Origin of the sequence: Calothrix anomala FACHB-343 (genome assembly GCF_014696435.1) — a bacterium.
Lineage (GTDB): Bacteria > Cyanobacteriota > Cyanobacteriia > Cyanobacteriales > Nostocaceae > Aulosira > Aulosira anomala_A.
The window spans coordinates 1-19,926 of sequence record NZ_JACJQG010000051.1 but is presented as its reverse complement, the minus strand read 5'-3'; the positions used below and the strand labels follow the sequence as shown (position 1 = coordinate 19,926).

Genomic DNA, 19,926 nt, shown 5'->3' with positions numbered 1-19,926 from the left:
AAGAGTCTTTCTTTTTCGCTCTCAGAAAACTCTTCTTTGCGTACTTCGCGTCTTTGCGGTTCGTTACTTCATCCCATTTTACGCAACTCCGCAGATATTAATCGCAATCTCTCCAGCTTAGACAATCAACAGAAACCCAGTTTTTACTCATATCAAATACCATCATAAATCCAATGCTGAAACATTCTTGGTGCAGTTTTCTACTTTTATTTTTAGCATCTCCAGCAGTCTGGGCAGCAGATACAATAGATGCTGAATTTAATACATTGCAAGAACAAGTCACATCAGTTTCTCAATTCTCAGATGTGCAACCAACCGATTGGGCTTTTGCTGCATTGCAATCATTAGTTGAACGCTACGGTTGTATTGCAGGTTATCCCAATTCTACTTATCGCGGAAATCGCGCCTTAACTCGTTATGAATTTGCCGCAGGTTTAAATGCTTGCTTGGATAGAATTAATGAATTAATCGCCACAGCTACCAGCGATTTAGTCCAGAAAGAAGATTTAGCCGTGTTGCAAAAACTACAACAAGACTTTGCAGCAGAACTAACAACTCTACGCGGACGAGTCGATAGTATAGAAGCGCGAACATCAACATTAGAACAGCAACAATTTTCCACGACTACCAAGCTAAATGCCCAAATTATTACCGCCATTAGTGATACCTTTGGTAATAAAGTCGGGGGTACGCGCGATGAATCTAACCCCTTCTTTGCTACTCGTGGTCGTTTGCAGTTAGAAAGTAGTTTTACAGGCAAAGATTTATTGCGAGTGCGACTAGAGTTTGGCAACTTTGCCAATTCTAATGGTGTCAGCCAAATTGCTGCTGCTAGCGGTACGGGAATGACGCGCTTAAACTTTGATAATGACAGTAACAATACATTGTTTGTACCCCACATCCGTTACTACTTTCCTGTTAGCGAGTCTCTATCTTTTGTTATCGGCCCGGTGGGTATTGGCTACAACGACATCACAGACAACGTCACTCCGGCGACAGTTGCTGATGATGGTAACGGTATTCCCTCACTATTTGGTAAGAATAGTCTGCTGTTTGAACGAGGTGGGGGAGGTGCAGCAGTTAACTGGAAGATTAGCAGTGACTTGGTGTTAACTCTCGGTTATTTAGCTAACAGTCCCAATAATCCATCACCTCAAAATGGTTTATTTGATGGTGGCTACAATGCTTTGGCGCATCTGGTTTACTACGGTCAACAAGGCGCAATTGGTGTTGCTTACTCTCATGGATATAGTCCTGCTGGTAGTGTGGATATTACTGGCAGTAGAGGTAGCGCTTTATCTATATCGCCTTTTGGTAACAGCATTGCTACCTCTAACAGTATTGTTGGTGCGCAAGGATATTACCGCTTTTCTCCCAATTTCCAAGTACATGCATGGGGCGGGTATATTTGGGCAACTGCGAAGAACTCTGGTTTCAGTGATATTTCTAATGGTAGGGGCAGTACAGATTCGCTATTTGTGAATAATGGTAATACTGCTAATGCTTGGTTTGGCGCGATTGGGATGACATTTCCTGATGTTGGCGGTAGGGGTAATTTACCAGGTATTCTTTTTGGTTTACCGCCGCGTGTTTCTCATAGTGATGTTCGTGAGGAAAGCGATAACTCTTACCATATTGAAGCTTTTTATCGTTGGCGAATTCATGACAATATTTCTGTGACTCCTGGGTTTTGGGTAATTCTTAACCCGGAAAATAATAGTAACAATGATACTCAATATGTAGGAGTGTTGCGGACAACTTTCGATTTTTGAATATGTTAGGTAAAGCTGCTTATTGAGGGGGGAATTTTCAACGCAAAGGGGCGCGAAGGTAAGCGCGGAGGTACGCGGAGAATGAGCTATAAATTAATTAAATGAGGATTTCGGAATATTAGCTGTAGGGTTGTTGACTGTTAACGGTTGACAGTCAACAATCAACTGGAAAATTTTTGCGTAAGTCCTGTATATTACAAAAGGTAAATAGACTTTAATCCCTTACTAATGACTAATGATAGCCTTTACCAGTTATATTAAATTACGCCGACCTAGTTAATTTTTTCTTTTCTGCTAACCAAGTAAATAATACAATACCGCAAAGGTCAGCTATTAAATCTACTGGATCGGCTGAACGATAAGGGACGAAATGTTGAATGATTTCGTCAATTAGACACAACAATATAACAATCATCGGCGCAATTGGTAGAGCAATATTACCAATGTTAAATTTAGCTTTGTTAAAGGCTAAATGGCTGACAAATGCGGCGATACCTAATAACAGAAAATGCAAAATTGTATCGTAATGAGGAAATTGGGCAATTTCAGTAGGAATGATTCTTAAATAAGCTGATAGGGAAATGGACATTAAAATCCCTAAGTAAACCCAAAATATAAATATCCAAGGACGATTAGTTCTCATAGCGATCGCATTCTGCAACTGGTATGATTTATTACTACATAAACTAAATCCAGCTTTCCGCAATTAAACCCATTGGGTATCAAAAGCATCTTGCCCTGTACCATAAATTAAATCGCCATATTCCCGCCAGCGTGCGATTTCTTCAGGGGAGAGAGGGGGAGCATTTAAAACGCTGATATTTGCTTGCAATTCCTGGGGAGTTTTGGGTGCGGTAAGCGCCACAGTGACAGCTGGATGATTGAGCGCGTAACGATAACAATCTGCGGCGGTGGGTGGTTCCATTTCCGATGTAGGATGCTTGGTAAGTAGGGAACCCCAGCGCGTACAAGTAAAAGCGATTACAGGAATATTAGCTTGTTGAGCGGTTGGTAAAACATCGGTTTCGGCTTTGCGGTGCGCCATGTTATAACGATGCATTAAGATGTCACACTGCTGTTGCTGAATTAGTTCTACAGCAATCGGTCGATTATGGGTAGTGACTCCTACATAGCGGATTGTTCCTGTTTCTTGGTGCGATCGCAATTCTTCCAGCACTACTTGAATTTGTTTGCTATCATCACCTGGAAAGACATATTCAATAAAAAACACATCCAGGCTATCAACATCAAGACGATGGCGCACCGAGTCAAGGTAACCACGCAAAGCATTAATATCTCGGTTTTCGCTGCCAGTTGCGACTAAAACCTGTTCGCGTCTGTCTTTAAGCAGGGATTTTAAGCCATCGAGAAAGTTTTCCGATTCTAAACTATAAAAGAAAAAATAATTAATTCCTGCTGCAAATGCTAGTGAAATAGAAGTAGCATCTAGCTGCGATTGTGCCGCTAAACCAAGAATACTGGCTTTTTTCCCCTGTTTAGTAACTATTTCCATGCTTAAGTTTATCCTGTGTAATATATGACAATAAAAGTATCAGCAGCTATTGTTAAAAGTTACAGCGAGCAGTTATACCAATTATTGATGAAGATGCATATAATTAGCCTGCGTAGGTAAGGTTTGTTTGTTGAGTCTGAAGCTTTCAGTCTGAGAGCGTTAAGATGCAACCTCTGAGAAAATTAAGTAAATCAGTCTAAATAAACACAATTATCTTAATAAATATCAATAATCTTCCAACCCTTACCAATAACTACTGACTATTGACTATTGACTATTGACTATTGACTATTGACTATTGACTATTGACTATTGACTATTGACAGTAGTTTTTCAGGTTGATTTCCATGTTTACAGCAGAAGAAGAAAAAAAATATAGGCAAGCTTTTAGCAATCAGTATCAATTCTCATTCACAGAATATGGGTTTGCTAATCAGGGTTTAGATATTATCGATTTAGATACATGGGGTGAAGAGAAACCAGAAAGTAGTTTACCCTATTTAGAATATGCTTATAGTAATTTATCATCAACATCACAAAAATTACTGCTGTGTTTAGCTGAGTTTAATAAGTTTATCGATAAATCAGATATTCCTAACTATATCGAGCAATTAAAGATTTTTGAGCCATTACAAGATTATCCTTTCGATCAATTCAACGCCGCTATTCAACAGGGAATAAAATCTAGGTTGCTAGCAGCAATGGATGACGATGGACGCTTTTTGATGATTCATCCTGAATTGCCTGATTTTTTGCAATCTCAGCTAGATCGTATCAATCAAGTTATCCGTTCAACTTTACGTGAAGGATTTAAAAACCACTATCAAGGTTTGGCTATTTCCTATCAACATTTGATGGAATCTCAAGATGATGAAGAACGGGAATTAGGGCTATTTTTCTGTAGATTAGAATATGAAAATCTCTACAATGCTTTGCAAATTTGTGTAGATAAACAAGTAGGTATTAATATTTATTTTTGTTTGGATACATACTTGGAGTCAATTAGCGATCGCGCAAGTAACCTGAAGTTGGCAGAATTAGTTTGTCAACATCTAGAAAAATATCCTAATAAATTTATTAAAAGTAAATTAGGCTACCAAGTAGCATTTGCAATTGAGAAATGTGGAAGTTATCAATTAGATGCCAAGCAATATCAAAAAGCGCGAAAATCTTATGAAAAGACTTTAAAAATTTATGCAGCTTTAGAAAATGTAGAAGACAAACAAAAACAAATATGGCAAGCTGCTGCTTATCATCAGTTAGGAAGAGTTTACCAAGAATTGGGCGATTATCCCCAGGCAAAGCGCAATTTTCAACAAGCTTTAGATATTAACATTAAATATGGCGTTAGCGAAGCTCTTCCTTCGGAAGCTCGGTATGAATGTGCCGGTACTTACAACCAATTGGGAATAGTTGCTCAAGCATTGGGCGAATATCCACAAGCTAGACAGAATTTTCAACAGGCTTTAGAAATTTTTAGCGAATTTAGCGATCGCTATGAATGCGCCCGTACTCACCACCTGTTAGGAATAGTTGCGCAACAGTTGGGCGAATACGAACCAGCTAGAAGCCATTATCAACAAGCTTTGGATATTTTTGACGAAATTGGCGTTAGCGAAGCTCTTCCTGCGGAAGCTCGCAATTTTTCTGCCCGCATATACCATAATTTAGGCAGTCTTGCCCAAAAATTGCAGGAATATGAGCAAGCAAGGCAAAATTATCAACAAGCTTTGGATATCAAAATCGCATCAGGCGATCGCCAAAATTGTGCAGGTACTTACTTTCAACTGGGTAGAGTTGCGGAAGAATTAGGCGAACTAGAAGCCGCGAAAACCAATTATCTACAAGCTTTACAGATTACAACCGAATTTAGCGATCGCCATAATTTAGAACTTTGTCTGCGTAATCTTACCCGTTTCTTTCAAGTTACTCAAGATGAGAGTTTATTAGTAGCGATGTCTGAGATTTTGGGGGTATCGGTGGAAGAAATTCTTAATTTGTCAATAGTCAATAGTCAATAGTCAATAGTCATTTGCGAGTGCAGTTACAGATTTGGCGATCGCATTTGTTACTTTTGCACTCGCAATCATAGATTTGGCACTCGTATTTGTTACATTTGCGAATAAATTTTCTATATCAGCACTTGCATTGGTTAAATTTGCGATCGCATTTTTTCATACCCATTTAATACCAATCCGCGTTCCGATACGTAATCAAGATTCCCGTAGGGGCGGGGTTTCCCCGCCCTTGTGCAGGTTTATTTCTTTCTCCCTTTCTCCGGTAAATTACGCGGTGGCGTTTCCTTTCCTTGATAAAATCGTCTCTCCAACTTACCCAAGGCTAACCAAATTCCCCCACCCAGCAAAACTCCCAAACTGCCAATCGCCACAGTTAACACCGACACCTGACTCTGAACCGCCACCAATAAAGGTAGCAACGCCCAAATTACCGCCGTCACCACAGCTAATCCCAGTCGCAAGCGTTGTAAGTTGCGTAAAGCGGTGCGACAACTGGCGCATTTTTCTGTGTGGGAATGATACCTATCTAGTAATGCTTCCTTGGGTAACGGTGGTGACAAAGTTTTGCCCGGAAAGGCATCAACTTTATATTGATTCACCCAAGAACGTAATTGAAAGACATAGGCATCGGCTTTAGTCGGCAAGTAAAAAGCTTTGTTAAAATTAGCACTGCCGCCCAGTTGCTCTAAGTACCTTTCCTGATAATGTAGGAAAATTTGATCGTCTTCCAAAACGCCGTTTTGATTCAGGTGCGAGTACCAGCGCGGAGTCAGCTTAATAAATAGCCCCGGTAATTTAGCGGAGAACTTGAAGGGAAAGCGGGCAAATAACCGACATTCGCCTTTGCGGATAGGAGTAGCATAAACTACTGTCAGGGTTCTCCCAAATTGCTTAGAAGTCAAGTCATGCCACATTAAGCCAGGAGCAATAAAGATGGTATCTTGTTTTCCTAAAGTTCCTTTGCGGGGGCCTTCTTCCCAAATTCCTTTAAATCCCCATTTCCCAGATTCGACAACTTCTAAATCTACCGCCGACACAGTCGCCCGGTTACCAACGGTGCGGTGGTGAGTGTAAGGTATATGACTGGAATCTAAGACGTTTTCCATCAACGTCAGGGCATCGTAGGGAATGTCACGAAATGTATTGAGACATACCCAGCCTTCAGTATTTTCTTCTAAAACATCAACAACGGGAACTTTGGTTTGGGCGGCATTTTCTGGATTACCAGGATAGACAAACAACAGCCCTTGACGCACTGTAGTAGGTAGGGAATTCACGCAAGCGCGTTGAGAAACTTCCGCTTTTCCGCCTTCTCTTTGTTGGGGAATGACTTCACATTTACCCGTCCCCGAAAAAGCCCAGCCATGATAAGGACATTCTAGCCAGCCACTCTCATTAATTCTACCTTCCGATAGTGGCGCTAATCGGTGCGGGCATTGGTCTACAAAAGCTCGCCAAGTCTGTGCATTTTGATCCCACCACAACACCAGATCGCGCTCTAGTAAAGTGAAGCGAGTTAGTTGTGTTTTATCTAAATCTTCAATGTAATGTACAGGATACCAAACCTCTTGCAAATCAAAGCGCTCTGGATCGCGCCCACCAGCAGGAAGCTCTTGTAATGCTTGAGTTGCAGATGTTACGTTCAGAGGCTTTTCCTCTGACTGTAAAACAGTGTTAGACATGGTGGGAGTTTTTAATCAAGATTTAATCGTCCATCTATACAAAATGTAACAATTTTTGAAGCACGATTGTGAAGGGGTTAGGGGCTAGGTGTGTTTTCAAACTCTAAATTAGACTTATTTGTAGGTTGGGTTGAGGCTTTGCGAAACCCAACATTTATTTATAGGGGTTAGGGCGTATTTTCAAACTCCAAAAGTAGGTTGCTTGAGGTGAAGGCAACCCAACGAAGTAACGTAAATGTTGGGTTTCGTTCCTCAACCCAACCTACATTGAAGTTTAGTTTAGGGTTTGAAAACAGTCCCTAGGGCTGTCAACAGCCCTGACGATGGATTGTGCATTAATTAAGCGATTACAGTAATATCGCTACTGGTAAGTGCTGCTTTGTTCGATAATTGGGCGATTTGAATTTGCGCTGTATCACCAATTCCATCTGCATCAAAGAATAGGTTACCTTTGTTGCGATCGTAGATAAAGCGATCGCTTGCTGTTGTAGCTGTTTTACCTAATCTAAACAAGCTGGTATCTAGTAGGGTATGTATATCTTGAGTCAAACCAAATTCTGCTTTGGAGATGACGATAGTATCTATAGTTGGCTTAAAGTCAGTGATTTTATCATACTCGCCAATACTATCTATAGTTAAGTAAAAGCGATCGCTACCTCTACCACCAGTTAAGCTATCCTTTCCTTTACCGCCTACTAGCCAATCATCACCATTTCCACCGATTAAGTTATCTCTGCCGTCATTACCATACAGTTTATCGTTACCGTCTCCACCTTCTAAGCGATCGCTACCAATACCACCAGCTAAACTGTCATTTCCCAGCCCGCCTAGTAAGGTATCATGATCTTCATCTCCGTAGAGAATATCATCATCATTTCCGCCGTTTAAAACATCCTTACCTGCACCGCCATAAAGAATATCATTACCGTTACCACCGCTTAGGGAATCTCTACCCGCTAAACCTTGAATAATATCAACGCCTTCTGTACCTCTAAGGCGATCGTTACGCGATGTACCAGTAATATGATTTGGTGGTGTAACTTCAAATACAGCTACAGTTTTGCTAACTTCATTCGTCGTGACTAATAAAGGCTTCCCTGTGGGGCTATCAGCCGCAGAGATAAAAGTTAAGCCTTCGGGGCTAATATCTTCTGGTGTATGAATATACTCAACAAAAGTTGGCTGCTGAGGATTTGTCACATCATAGACAATGATATTACCAATCCGTTCCAAGCCAATAAAAGCATAAGTGCGGTTATTAATTACACCTACAGCTACACCTTCTGGTTCCGGCCCTTTATTATCGCTGCGGGTGTCAAAACCAGCAACCAAACCCTCGGAGTTAAATAAATTTGGAACTAAGGTAGCTGTGATTTGTTCGAGTTGATCGCCACTATCAAAAACTTGTTTACCATTTCCATCCCAAATTGAAAAGGAACGCGCCCCAAAAGCCTCAATCCGATCCAAGTCGCCATCACCATCAGTATCGCCTGTAGCAGTTGTGACGTTTAATCGTCCCAAGTTGGCAGCTTGCTTGAGAGTTGCAGCATTGGGGAAAATGGTGGGATCGAGGAAATATCCACCAGCACCTACGCGGATTTCCTCGCTAAATTCTACATAGTCACGGGCGTCACCTTCGTTGCTGGTGATGTAGTAAGTCTGTCCGTTAACAGTGAAACTAGCGATCGCATCTGGCTGATACAATCCAAATACAGGCCAGTTTTGAATATTAATCTTGGAATCGCGATCGCTTGTATCCAACCCATTACCCGGTAAACTATGATCTTTCGCTCCTAATGGCAGAATATCGGTAATCGTGGCGCTAGCAATATCCAAAACTGCGATCGCATTATTTTCTTGTAATGTAATCCGCGCCGTTTTCCCATCACCAGAAATCGCAATATATTCTGGTTCTAAATCCTGTGCTACTGTAGCACCAGGCCCGGTAATCCTTACTCCTGCGGCTTTTAGCTGGTCAATTTTATCATTAAAACTAGTAAATGTGGCATTGGTAACAGTTGCATTCCCCAAGCCTCCTGAAAGGTCGATAATACTCACAGAACCTTCAGGATCTACAGAATTTGCTTGTTCGTAGCTGTTGGGTTCCCCCTCATTAGCTACCAATACTTTTTTCCCATCGGGGGTAAAAGTCAACATATCAGGTAAAGCACCAACCGCCACCGAGTTTAAAAACGTACCATCGGCGGCGTTGTAAAAACTTACCTTTCCTATTTGTTGGGCGTTGGTGGTGCTGTTCACAATGGCGTAAGCGACTGCAACAATACCATTGCTGACAGCTACACTATTAGGAATAGCCTGTGTAAATGCATCTAGAGTAAATCCTGGAGTTAACGCACTAATTAAGCTAACTGTTCCTGTATTGCTGAGGCTGTAAGTTTCAACCGTATTAGCTGCAACTACAAACAAGCGATCGCTTTGTGGATCGAAAGCAGAAATTTCCGCCCCATTACTACTAGTAAAGCCACCAACTTTTGCTAAAACGTTGTAATTTTTGCTAAAAGTATCGCCGGAATTAAGCGTCATAATTACAAATCTCCTGATTAATTGAACTAATAATTAGTCTGTATTTTTCTAGAATTTTTCCAAACCTGCAACTAACAAATCAAGTAACAAAATCAGATTGCTATGTAATCAGACACATGCATAAATAGTGAAAATTAGCTCAGTTTCACCAAAGGTTTAAAATGATTAATTAGGGCGTAGAAAACAACGCCCTATTGGAAAATAGGTCGTAATAAACTCAGGTGTTTTGATTTACACTACCAAAAAAGTAGAGTTTGATTATTCAATCAATTTATTTTTTCACCCTACAGTAAATCTACTGATGGCAGGTTAAGAAAAGATTATTTAACCCAAAATTTACGAGATATTTATAAATAACCTTTTAAATTAAAATTACTGTAATTTTTTACTTTTATTTCATCCAGCCATTTCTATTACTAATTAAGTGATATGCCAATCCTCAATCATCTGTGAAATTTACAAACTCTCCGTCTTTTTCTCTTATCCTTGGCGTACTTGGCGTCTTGGCGGTTCATTAAAAAATATTCTATACGGCACAGCAATGCCCCATTGGTGTCAACTTAACGTGAAAGGCTTTGTTGCTTAAATTCGATCCCCCTAAATCCCCCTTAAAAAGGGGGACTTTGATTTTTTTCCCCCCTTTTTTAAGGGGGGTTAGGGGGGATCGAAAGTTTATGGTGCAAAAAGAGAGAACCCCAAAGACTTACGCTGTATGCATCTAAGCTTAAGTTGACACAAATGAGCAATGCCATAGCCTATGGAAAATATCTGATGTATGAGTGCTTTTATATACCTAATTTGTTTTTATCATAAATGCGATTGCCAAAAACGATAAAAGGTAGCTACACAGCAGCTAATTATCAAAAATCGCCATTTTTGAGCCAGCAATCTACCTTTTCACCTGCGGAAAACACCAAAACGAGTGCGCGATTTACCGAAACAAGTAAGCGATATGGCTTTTCACCTGCGGAAAACACCAAAACGAGTGCGCGATTTACCGAAACAAGTAAGCGATATGGCTTAATGAGTAGGTGAAATGGTATTTTACTTGCGGAAAACACAATAATGAGAACTCGTTAAGGCTTAACGAGAAAGTAAAATAGCTTTTTGCTTTCTGAAAACAGGAAAACGAGTACTTGATTTCGATAAATGAGAAAGCGATCGCTATTTCTCTTTACTAAAAATATAAAAATGAGTCTTCAATATGTGTAAATAATAAAGTTAGTGGTCTGTCCGATTAATTTTGAGTGGTAAAAAACGAACCGCGAAGACACGAAGTACTCGAAGGAAGAGACAAGAAGAAGAAACTTACCCCACATAATTAATGAGACAAAGCACTAGCGCATTTTGACCCATGTGGTATAAAACCATGAAGAAAGGAAGCAGCCAGCCTAAATCCTAAAAATAGGTGCAAAAATGCTGCTTCCAAAGCCAAAATAATCGAGAATTAATTAAACAAATCCAAATCCGTTACCGCACCGAGACTGCTAGAAGCAACTAATTTCGCATATTTAGCCAGTACCCCTTTAGTATACCGAGGTGCGGGAGGTTGCCAATTAGCCCGTCGCCGTGCTAATTCTTCATCGGAAATGTTCAACTGTAATAAACGTGCAGGGGCATCAATTGTGATGCTATCATCTTCTTCCACAAGAGCGATCGCACCACCAACAGCCGCCTCTGGTGCCACATGCCCGACTACCATACCATAAGTACCGCCAGAGAACCGCCCATCGGTAATTAATCCCACCGCATCGCCTAACCCAGCACCAATAATTGCAGATGTGGGGGCTAACATTTCTCGCATTCCCGGCCCGCCTTTAGGGCCTTCATAGCGGATGACAATGACATCACCAGCTTTAATTTTACCTGCCAAAATTGCATCTAAACAGGATTCTTCCGATTCAAATACTCTCGCCGGGCCGGTAATGGTTGGCTTCTTCACCCCTGTGATTTTAGCTACAGCCCCTTCTGTGGCAAGATTGCCTTTCAGAATTGCCAAGTGTCCTTGAGCATACATCGGGTTATTCCAAGGACGAATCACATCTTGGTTTGCAGGTGGTTCATCTGGTATATCTGCCAGTACCTCTGCAATTGTTTGCCCACTAATAGTAATGCAATCTGGATGTAATAAGTCATGCAGCAGTAGCATTTTCATCACTTGGGGAATACCGCCAGCCTTGTGTAAGTCCGTAGCTACATACTTACCACTGGGTTTTAAATCGCACAATACTGGTACTTTAGCGCGAATAACTTCAAAGTCATCCAATGTTAGTTCTACACCAGCAGCGTTGGCGATCGCCAGAAAATGTAAAACTGCATTTGTCGAACCACCCACAGCCATAATGACAGCGATCGCATTTTCGATTGATTTGCGGGTGATAATCTGGCGGGGTAAAAGTTGTTTGCGAATCGCCTCGACTAAAACAAACGCAGATTTTTCTGTACTGTCAGCCTTTTCCGCATCTTCCGCTGCCATTGTGGAAGAATAAGGTAAACTCATACCCATCGCTTCAAAAGCCGAAGACATGGTATTAGCTGTATACATCCCACCACAGGAACCCGCACCAGGACAAGCACGACGTTCCACTTCTAACAGTTCATTCTCGCTAATTTTACCAGCACTATATTGCCCTACAGCTTCAAAAGAACTGACAACAGTTAAATCCTGTCCATTATAATGTCCCGGTTTAATCGTACCCCCATACACAAAAATCGCCGGAATATTCATCCGCGCGATCGCTAACATCGCCCCTGGCATATTTTTATCACATCCGCCAATCGCCAGCACACCATCCATACTTTGTCCGGTACAGGCGGTTTCAATCGAATCTGCAATTACTTCCCGCGAAACCAGGGAATATTTCATCCCTTCGGTTCCCATCGAAATCCCATCACTAATAGTAATGGTGCCGAATATTTGTGGCATTGCACCAGCTGTTTTTACAGCAGACTCAGCCCTTTGCGCCAGTTGATTAATCCCCATATTACAAGGGGTGATTGTACTGTAACCATTGGCAATACCAACAATGGCTTTTTTGAAATCCTCATCTTGAAACCCAACTGCACGCAGCATAGCGCGGTTAGGCGATCGCTGCACCCCTTGCGTTACAACCTGGCTTCTCAAATTCTCAGACATCTTATTTCCTTCTATGTCTCTCATCGCAACAGTTGCGATTCTGTTCTCTGATTGTCTCATGTAGGGGAATTTTTGCATTGAGCGATCGCTACATCAACAGGTAATCAGACACAGAATACAAACAACTCAACAGCCAAAATTCTGCTATTTTCCTGTTCTCTTGGTCAAAGAATTGGCACAATTTAATTATGTAGATAATTTATAAGAAAAAATAACATGTCTTACAGCGACTTTACATTAGACCGAGTCAGAAAAACCTTTAACTTAACTATTGCTGACAAAATTAATATTTTCGCCTCCATTCCCGAAATAACTTGTCCGCCATTACTCGCAGAAATATTACAAGAAAATGTACCCCTAGCTCTTGCCAGCAACACCGAAAAATCTCGTTCAGAAATGATTATTGCGCCTATTTTAATAGCTGTCAGAAAATATCTAAATAATCAAATAAGTTTGTTTTCAGGAATTGATTTTTCTGTAGATCCCATCCAAGGATTAAACGGAAATTGTGATTTTATTATTAGCCGTTCTCCAGAATTACTAATTCTTAATGCCCCAGTAATTACCATTGTCGAAGCCAAAAAAGAAAATCTCAATGCAGGTTTAGGTCAATGTGTATCAGAAATGATCGCAGCGCAATTATTTAATGAACGTGAAGAAAATAATATCCAGACAATTTACGGTACCGTGACAACTGGAACTAATTGGAAATTTTTAAAGCTGGTAGAAAAAGTTGTTGAGATTGATTTGAGCGAATATTATATTAATGATATAGGTAAGATTTTAGGAATATTATCTACTCTTCTCACAGAAGAAGTATTTTAGTATGCTCATCCAGTCAACTTCTGCTGAACAAAGAACCGTGCTACATAACATTAGCTGGGAAACCTTTGAAGCCTTATTAAGAGATACAGGTGAAGACAGAGGCTCTAGATTTGCTTATGACTGCGGCACTTTAGAAATTATGACCCCACTGTTTGAACATGAAAACCCCAAAATTCAATTCGATCGCTTGATTTTGGTGATAGTAGAAGAATTAGCAATAGAAATTAAAAGTGCTGGTTCTACAACATTGAAAAATCGATTAGCAAATAGAGGTATAGAGCCAGACAATTGCTATTATATACAAAATGAGCCGAGAGTCAGGGGAAGAGAAACAATAAATTTAGAAACCGATCCACCACCGGACTTAGCAATTGAAATTGATATTACCAGCAGTTCAATCAACAAATTCAGGATTTATTCAGCACTAGGTATACCTGAACTCTGGAGATATGACGGAAAAAATTTAAATTTTTATGAATTACTAGAGGGGAAATATATTGAGCGTGAATTTAGTCTTGCTTTCCCCCTAATATCTGTGAGCGATATCAGCAGATTTATACAGCAGAGTAAAACTATGGGCGAAATTGCTTTGCTAAAATCCTTTCGCTACTGGGTGAGCAACAAGATAGGATAGCTAGAAGTAATGATAATAGGACTTACGCACCGAACACAAAAAATCTCACAAGGGTGCTCAAAAGTCAACAGTCAATGGTCAAAATGAAGATGCACATAATTATTTTGGGAGATATGGAACTGAAAAACTCTGCGTACCTTTGCGTTAAATAAAAGTTTAATTTTGTGCAGCTTCAAAAACAAAAAGGGCGTTGCATAAATGCGGGATGAATTAGCTAAATACGGGTATTTCTCCATACTTCAGGGAATGTAGTAACAATTTAATTGATAGCTTAAGCATATCTACAGATTTGGAGTAACATAATGTTTTGCGATGTAGACGTGCCAGATAATGGCGTAAACGTGTATTTTCTCCTTCTACTCGTGTCATATATGTTTTGCTAATAATATGGTCTCCTGGGTTAATGAAACTAGCGTAAACAGGCCATCCATCTGTGACGTAAAAATAGCATCCCCAGAGGCTAACAATATTCCATAAAGGTTTAAAGGTTTCTGCACTATGGTCTCCTACAACCCAAGCCAAAATTCCCCTATTAAAGTGGTCTAACGCCGTCCATATCCAAATTTTGTTTTTTTTGACCGCACAAAAGTTTCTAGTTCATCTAATTCCCCAACGGATGGTATTTTATCTGTTGGCGGTGCCTCCGGCAACTTTTCGCCGATTTGTTTTACCCAGTTAATTATCGTCGTGTGATGAATCCCTGTTTGACGTTCAATTGCTCTAAAGCCTGCACCATTAACGTATGCTTTTAAGCATTCTATTTTCTTCTCATCTGAGTATCCTTTTGGTGGGCTGTAGATATCAATGAATTGGCGATCGCAATTAGTACAGATGTGATTCTGTTTACCTCGTCGCCAGCCATTTTTCCTAATCTCAGTAGAGCCGCAGTATGGACAATTCACAGTAGCGCACCTAAATTCATCCCTCTATTATGCAACGCCACAAAAAGTATAGATTACCTACTATAAACTTTCCAAACCCTTAATCTATTCATCCAAAAAAACGGAGAGGGGGGGATTCGAACCCCCGTTGAGTTGCCCCAAAACACATTTCGAGTGTGCCGCATTCAACCGCTCTGCCACCTCTCCAGGTATTGCTTCACAGACTAGAGCGTATTTTCTCTATTTAAAACCTGTGAATTATTGGAAATGCCAAAGTATATCCTAATATATTATAACATGACAATCAAAAAAGCGATCGCCCTCAGCAACCGAAGAAGCAGAGGGGAAGGGGGCAGGGGGCAGGGTGAATGCTCCTTCTCCTCTGCCCTGGAGCAAAGTAGAACATGGGTATGAACGCGAAAAGCGTGTTGCAGACAAGCCCCGCCTTGGAAAGGCGCTCGAACTTCGGCGGAGTCTGAGCTTCCGTTTCAGTCTTCCCCCTTGCTCCCTGCTCCCTGCTCCCCTGCCTCTTTTGACCTCAATACCCTTATAAAACCGAAGACTTGCTTTCTGTCGCCTGAATAAAAGCTTCAAAATTACTATTCGGCGTCCATTGAATAGCACCATCCCGTCCTGTAAAGAACAGTTTCGTCTGACTTTGGCTCAGTTCCGACAACACTTTAGGTTCCAGATTAGCAGAAGATGCGATCGCCACTTGTGGTTGTAAAGCCAAAACCAAATCTTTCAAAGATTCAGGTACACACCACAGCACCTGCGGACGCGCTAAAGCTCCTGATTGAACTAGCTGCTGTATTTCCTTCAACTTCATGTTACCTACGAGTAACCAATTTTGCCCTTGAACTTGCAATTGTAAAATTGGTAACTGGTTATTGACTAACTGCGCCACTACCGGGCCAGCCGTAATTGCTTGACCAACAGTCAAAGGTTGAAAAATAGCCTGACGCTTTTGTAGTTCCTGTTGAATTACCTGGGTTTCCAGGACATTTTCTGGTTTGGGAGGATAACTAAAAAAGCTTTTGATTGGTAATCGTTGCATTACCTCTAGCCAACCACTATTTTCATGCTCTTGGAACTCAGTTGCGATCGCCCAATCAACTTGATTAACACCTTGCTGTTGTAAAAACGGTAAAATTGTATAGCGTCCAGTACCTTCATCACCACTATTAATTAAAGTAACTGTTCCTCGGTCTTGAATGACCAAAACTGGCTCTTCACCTGCTGCGAGTACAGTAATCCTAAATAAATTGTTAGCAGAATGCCAAACAGGAATCAGCACCAAACCTAAAGCAATGCAACTTGCAAACCACCAACGTTGCCGCCACCAACGCACCCACACCACCAGTAAAATAATTGTATAAAGAGCCAGCATTTGCCAAGGAGAAATACTCCCAACAGCTAAAGAATTTCCTGGTAACTTGCTAAAAAATCCCACTAAATTAATTAACCAATCACTGGGGTATTGCAAAAACCCAGCCAAAAAACTCCCCCCTGCTGGCCAAGCTAATGCTGCTAAAGCACTAATAATTCCGCCTATACTCAAAACAGAAATTAAAGGCGTACTAATAATATTAAGTAATAAACTATAAGATGGTACAACCCCAAACACAAACAGTTGCAATGGTAAAGTCCAAATAGTTGCAGCTAAAGGAACAGCAATCAAAGAAGCGATCGCAGGTGGTAACCAACCCAAACGTTGCACTATTGGCGGTACCGTCACAATTAATCCTAGCGTCGCTAAAAAACTCAGTTGAAACCCTAAGTCCCAAATCCATAAAGGATTAAATAACAATAATAAAGTCGCCGCCATTACCAGCGAGCCGAATTGTTTCACCTTCCGTTTTAAAGCCAATCCCACCAAAGCAGCAAAACCCATAATTACCGCTCTTAAAACCGCAGGCTGAAAACCTGTTAAACTCAGGAAAATAATCAACCCTAAACTACCGAGAATTAATTGGGTTCCCTTATTTGCTCGCCTTGTCAGTTGTAATATCACACCCAAAATTAACGAAGTCTGAAATCCCGAAGCTGCTAAAGCATGAGCCAAACCTGCCTGGACAAACAAATCGCGGATATCATAAGGTAAATCAACAGCTTTACTACCTAATACCATTGCACTGACCAATGGCCCTTCCGGGATACCTAAACCACGAACTTGCGATCGCACAATTCGTTCCCTAACTTGCCACCAACCCCATTTACGCTGCTCCTCATCTAAAATATTAATTTGTCTCCCTGTCAAACCTGCAAACGCACCCTCCTGTTTCAGAAACTTTTGAAAATCAAAAGCACCAGGATTTGCTGCTGCTTTCGGTTTATATAAAACTCCCGTAATCGCAATTTGTTGACCAGGATATAAACCAGTCGCCCGTAGTATCGGCACTGTCACATATAATTTACCAGTGACTCCCTTACTTACCCCAGCAGGGCCATCATCCTTCTTCACTTCATCAAGCTGAGTCGCATCTAACCAAAACTGTCCTCGCTGACTGCGAGTCAAACGTGGTGTACTGGCAACCACACCACGCACAATCACCAATTGTTCTTGATTACTATTATTTCCTGGCGGCACAAAATTACTAATATCTTTTGCTCCCGGTACAGGTACTCGCCATTGAAAATAGAAACTAGCCAGCAAACCCACCAACCCAGCAGCTAGCAATATTCTCGGATCGGGAGTATTTTGTCCAATCCCAGATTGGAGCTTAGTTTTCATCCCCCCATTATCTGATTTTTGCGGAATTTTTCTTAAATTGAGATAACGTCTTCGCAACACAACCGCACTCAAAATTCCCAAAAGCAAAATCCCAACACCACCCCAAGGTACAGCTGTAAATAGCAGCCCTAGAATATAGCCAACACAGATAATTACACCGCCAGCCTGAACCATAAGAATTTATATACAAATATTTTCTGAACTATAAAATGAAACCCGCATTTGCGGGCTTCATTTTGAGAACCAGTGAATTTAGTCTTAGAAAGCACTGGCTTAATTTATAGAACTTTTTGCCATAACTGTATCAAAAAGATGTACCCAAATTAAAGCCTAAGAAAGCATGGAGAAACAAAATAGAAATTGCTGCACTACCTAAATAAGCATGAATAGTACGTAATACTGCTTTATCTCCAGCAAATCCACTCAAAGAAATTGCAGCATTAATCAACAGCAGCAATAGCACTATTGAACCTGTCAAAAAATGAGGACTTTCCAAAATTGGCTGATGCTGCATCACCAAAGACAGCACCCCACCTGTATAACCCGCCGCCAGAAAGAAAAATAGCCAAGGTGCAAGTTTACGATGATCGCTGCGGCTTTTAATTGCAACATCTTTATCCTCAGCCAATCTTCCCCGCCAACCAACCAGTGCGACAAAGCTACCCATCACAAACACAACGATCGCCATCATCAATGGATGTCCCCAATGCACAATGGGATAGGGTAATCCAAAAGAACGAAACCAAGCAGCAATTGGTTCTAACAACTCACTCCAATTCACCATTTCTCACACAGTATCAGTATTTATTCTCTAAAATAATACCGAACCTCCCTCAAATAGGGAGGTTTTTCGGATCAGTATCAAGTTTTATTTATCCTCAGCGTGAGCCTCTAGCATAGTTAACTGGCGCTATTTTTCAGCAACGGAAAACCCAACTTCTCCCTTTGCTCAACATATAAAGTAGCCACCTTCCTTGCCAAATGGCGAATTCTCCCAATGTAGCGAGTCCGCTCAGTCACCGAAATTACACCACGCGCATCTAGCAAATTAAAAGTATGGGAACACTTAATTACATAATCTAAGCCAGGTAAAACCAATCCTCGCTCAGTTAGCTGCGTAGCTTCCTGCTCATATAAATTAAACAGCGTCAACAGCATCTCTGGATTCGACGCCTCAAAGTTATAAGTACACTGTTCAATTTCCGCTTGGAGAAACACATCTCCATAAGTAATGTTATCCGTCCACTGGATTTTAGTTATAGCTTCCACCTGCTGAAGGTACATTGCTAACCGCTCCAGTCCATAGGTAATCTCAATCGACACAGGACGACAATCAATTCCCCCACACTGTTGGAAGTAGGTAAATTGAGTAATTTCCATCCCATCTAACCATACTTCCCAACCAGTACCCCAAGCGCCCACAGTCGCATCTTCCCAGTTATCTTCCACGAACCGAATATCATGGTCTTCAGGACGAATACCTAACGCCCGCAAAGAATCAAGATATATCTCTTGGATATTATCTGGCGAAGGTTTAATCAGAACTTGATACTGATAATAGTATTGAAAGCGATTCGGGTTCTCTCCATAGCGCCCATCAGTAGGACGACGGCAAGGTTCCACATAAGCAACCGCCCAAGGTTCCGGCCCCAAAGCCCTTAAAAAAGTATGGGGATTCTTAGTACCTGCTCCCTTCTCAATGTCATAGGGTTGGGCAATCAAGCAACCGCGATTGCCCCAGAATTCATGCAATGAAGCTATTACCGACTGAAAATTCACGCTCTACCTTTCCTTAGTCAGCACAGTGCATCAACCATTGTGACCTAAACCCAGCACTGTGAGGAGCTTTGGGACGCCAAAACAAAGTCAAAAAATATTTTTGCCAAACATGTTGACAAACCCGGTATGGGTAGATATATTGGATAAGTGCCTGAGAGCGGAGCGCAAAAAGCGGCGTTGTCAGGGACACCGAACCTTGAAAATATTATAGTTTGAAAGCCAGTATATAACAAATACCTGCGTCAAGTAAAGAAAATAACCAGACTGAGGTTTAAGTCAGTCAACAAGAGCTAAACAAACTCAAAATGGAGAGTTTGATCCTGGCTCAGGATGAACGCTGGCGGTATGCTTAACACATGCAAGTCGAACGGACTCTTCGGAGTTAGTGGCGGACGGGTGAGTAACGCG

At 41.1% G+C, this 19,926-nt stretch carries 14 protein-coding genes, 1 tRNA gene and 1 rRNA gene; 6 read left to right on the top strand and 10 right to left on the bottom strand.

The window, feature by feature from the left end:
• Nucleotides 1-173 precede the first annotated feature (173 nt).
• Entirely contained in the window at nucleotides 174-1,772 is a 1,599-nt protein-coding gene (locus H6G08_RS24980; RefSeq protein WP_190547910.1) for an iron uptake porin, read from the top strand.
• 262 nt (nucleotides 1,773-2,034) lie between these two features.
• Here H6G08_RS24980 and H6G08_RS24975 read toward each other — a convergent pair whose 3' ends face one another.
• Both H6G08_RS24975 and H6G08_RS24970 read right to left on the bottom strand, forming a co-directional pair.
• The gene (locus H6G08_RS24975; RefSeq protein WP_313942674.1) at nucleotides 2,035-2,478 is read right to left on the bottom strand and encodes a VanZ family protein; all 444 of its coding nucleotides are present in this window, start codon (nucleotides 2,476-2,478) and stop codon (nucleotides 2,035-2,037) included.
• On the bottom strand, nucleotides 2,479-3,285 hold the full coding sequence (locus H6G08_RS24970; protein WP_190547905.1) for an aldo/keto reductase: 807 nt from the start codon (nucleotides 3,283-3,285) through the stop codon (nucleotides 2,479-2,481).
• 347 nt (nucleotides 3,286-3,632) lie between these two features.
• Here H6G08_RS24970 and H6G08_RS24965 point away from each other — a divergent pair, with 347 nt between their 5' ends.
• Entirely contained in the window at nucleotides 3,633-5,306 is a 1,674-nt protein-coding gene (locus H6G08_RS24965) for a tetratricopeptide repeat protein (RefSeq protein WP_190547903.1), read from the top strand.
• Between the two features lie 236 nt (nucleotides 5,307-5,542).
• On the opposite strand, the gene H6G08_RS24960 is transcribed toward H6G08_RS24965, so the two are convergent.
• Nucleotides 5,543-6,985, bottom strand: coding sequence for an aromatic ring-hydroxylating dioxygenase subunit alpha (locus H6G08_RS24960; protein ID WP_190547901.1), 1,443 nt, complete (start codon nucleotides 6,983-6,985; stop codon nucleotides 5,543-5,545).
• 339 nt (nucleotides 6,986-7,324) lie between these two features.
• Entirely contained in the window at nucleotides 7,325-9,529 is a 2,205-nt protein-coding gene (locus H6G08_RS24955) for a choice-of-anchor I family protein (RefSeq protein ID WP_190547893.1), read from the bottom strand.
• A gap of 813 nt (nucleotides 9,530-10,342) precedes the next feature.
• On the opposite strand from H6G08_RS24955, the gene H6G08_RS24950 reads away from it, so the two are divergent.
• Nucleotides 10,343-10,564 carry a hypothetical protein gene (locus tag H6G08_RS24950; RefSeq protein ID WP_190547891.1) on the top strand — a complete coding sequence of 74 codons (222 nt, stop codon included), beginning with the start codon at nucleotides 10,343-10,345 and terminating at the stop codon, nucleotides 10,562-10,564.
• 412 nt (nucleotides 10,565-10,976) lie between these two features.
• On the opposite strand, the gene ilvD is transcribed toward H6G08_RS24950, so the two are convergent.
• Entirely contained in the window at nucleotides 10,977-12,665 is a 1,689-nt protein-coding gene (gene ilvD / locus H6G08_RS24945) for a dihydroxy-acid dehydratase (protein WP_190547889.1), read from the bottom strand.
• Nucleotides 12,666-12,881: 216 nt separating this feature from the next.
• Here ilvD and H6G08_RS24940 point away from each other — a divergent pair, with 216 nt between their 5' ends.
• Both H6G08_RS24940 and H6G08_RS24935 read left to right on the top strand, forming a co-directional pair.
• On the top strand, nucleotides 12,882-13,490 hold the full coding sequence (locus tag H6G08_RS24940) for a hypothetical protein (RefSeq protein ID WP_190547886.1): 609 nt from the start codon (nucleotides 12,882-12,884) through the stop codon (nucleotides 13,488-13,490).
• A 1-nt stretch (nucleotide 13,491) separates the two neighbouring features.
• The gene (locus H6G08_RS24935; RefSeq protein WP_190547884.1) at nucleotides 13,492-14,124 is read left to right on the top strand and encodes a Uma2 family endonuclease; all 633 of its coding nucleotides are present in this window, start codon (nucleotides 13,492-13,494) and stop codon (nucleotides 14,122-14,124) included.
• 210 nt (nucleotides 14,125-14,334) lie between these two features.
• Here H6G08_RS24935 and H6G08_RS24930 read toward each other — a convergent pair.
• The 5 genes from H6G08_RS24930 to glyQ form a co-directional block, all read right to left on the bottom strand.
• A protein-coding gene (locus H6G08_RS24930) for an IS1 family transposase (RefSeq protein WP_190547882.1) occupies nucleotides 14,335-15,026 on the bottom strand; the annotation gives its coding sequence in 2 pieces (ribosomal slippage) (nucleotides 14,335-14,705 and nucleotides 14,705-15,026; 693 coding nt in all).
• Between the two features lie 101 nt (nucleotides 15,027-15,127).
• A tRNA-Ser gene (locus H6G08_RS24925) sits at nucleotides 15,128-15,212 on the bottom strand.
• Nucleotides 15,213-15,552: 340 nt separating this feature from the next.
• Nucleotides 15,553-17,913: a ComEC/Rec2 family competence protein gene (locus H6G08_RS24920; RefSeq protein ID WP_190547880.1), complete on the bottom strand. Its 2,361-nt coding sequence runs from the start codon at nucleotides 17,911-17,913 to the stop codon at nucleotides 15,553-15,555.
• 130 nt (nucleotides 17,914-18,043) lie between these two features.
• Entirely contained in the window at nucleotides 18,044-18,523 is a 480-nt protein-coding gene (locus H6G08_RS24915) for a DUF4079 domain-containing protein (protein ID WP_190547878.1), read from the bottom strand.
• A 116-nt stretch (nucleotides 18,524-18,639) separates the two neighbouring features.
• Nucleotides 18,640-19,518 (bottom strand): glycine--tRNA ligase subunit alpha, encoded by an 879-nt coding sequence (gene glyQ / locus H6G08_RS24910; RefSeq protein WP_190547876.1) that lies wholly within the window; start codon nucleotides 19,516-19,518, stop codon nucleotides 18,640-18,642.
• Nucleotides 19,519-19,820: 302 nt separating this feature from the next.
• Here glyQ and H6G08_RS24905 point away from each other — a divergent pair.
• Nucleotides 19,821-19,926 (top strand): 16S ribosomal RNA (locus tag H6G08_RS24905); the annotation flags it as partial.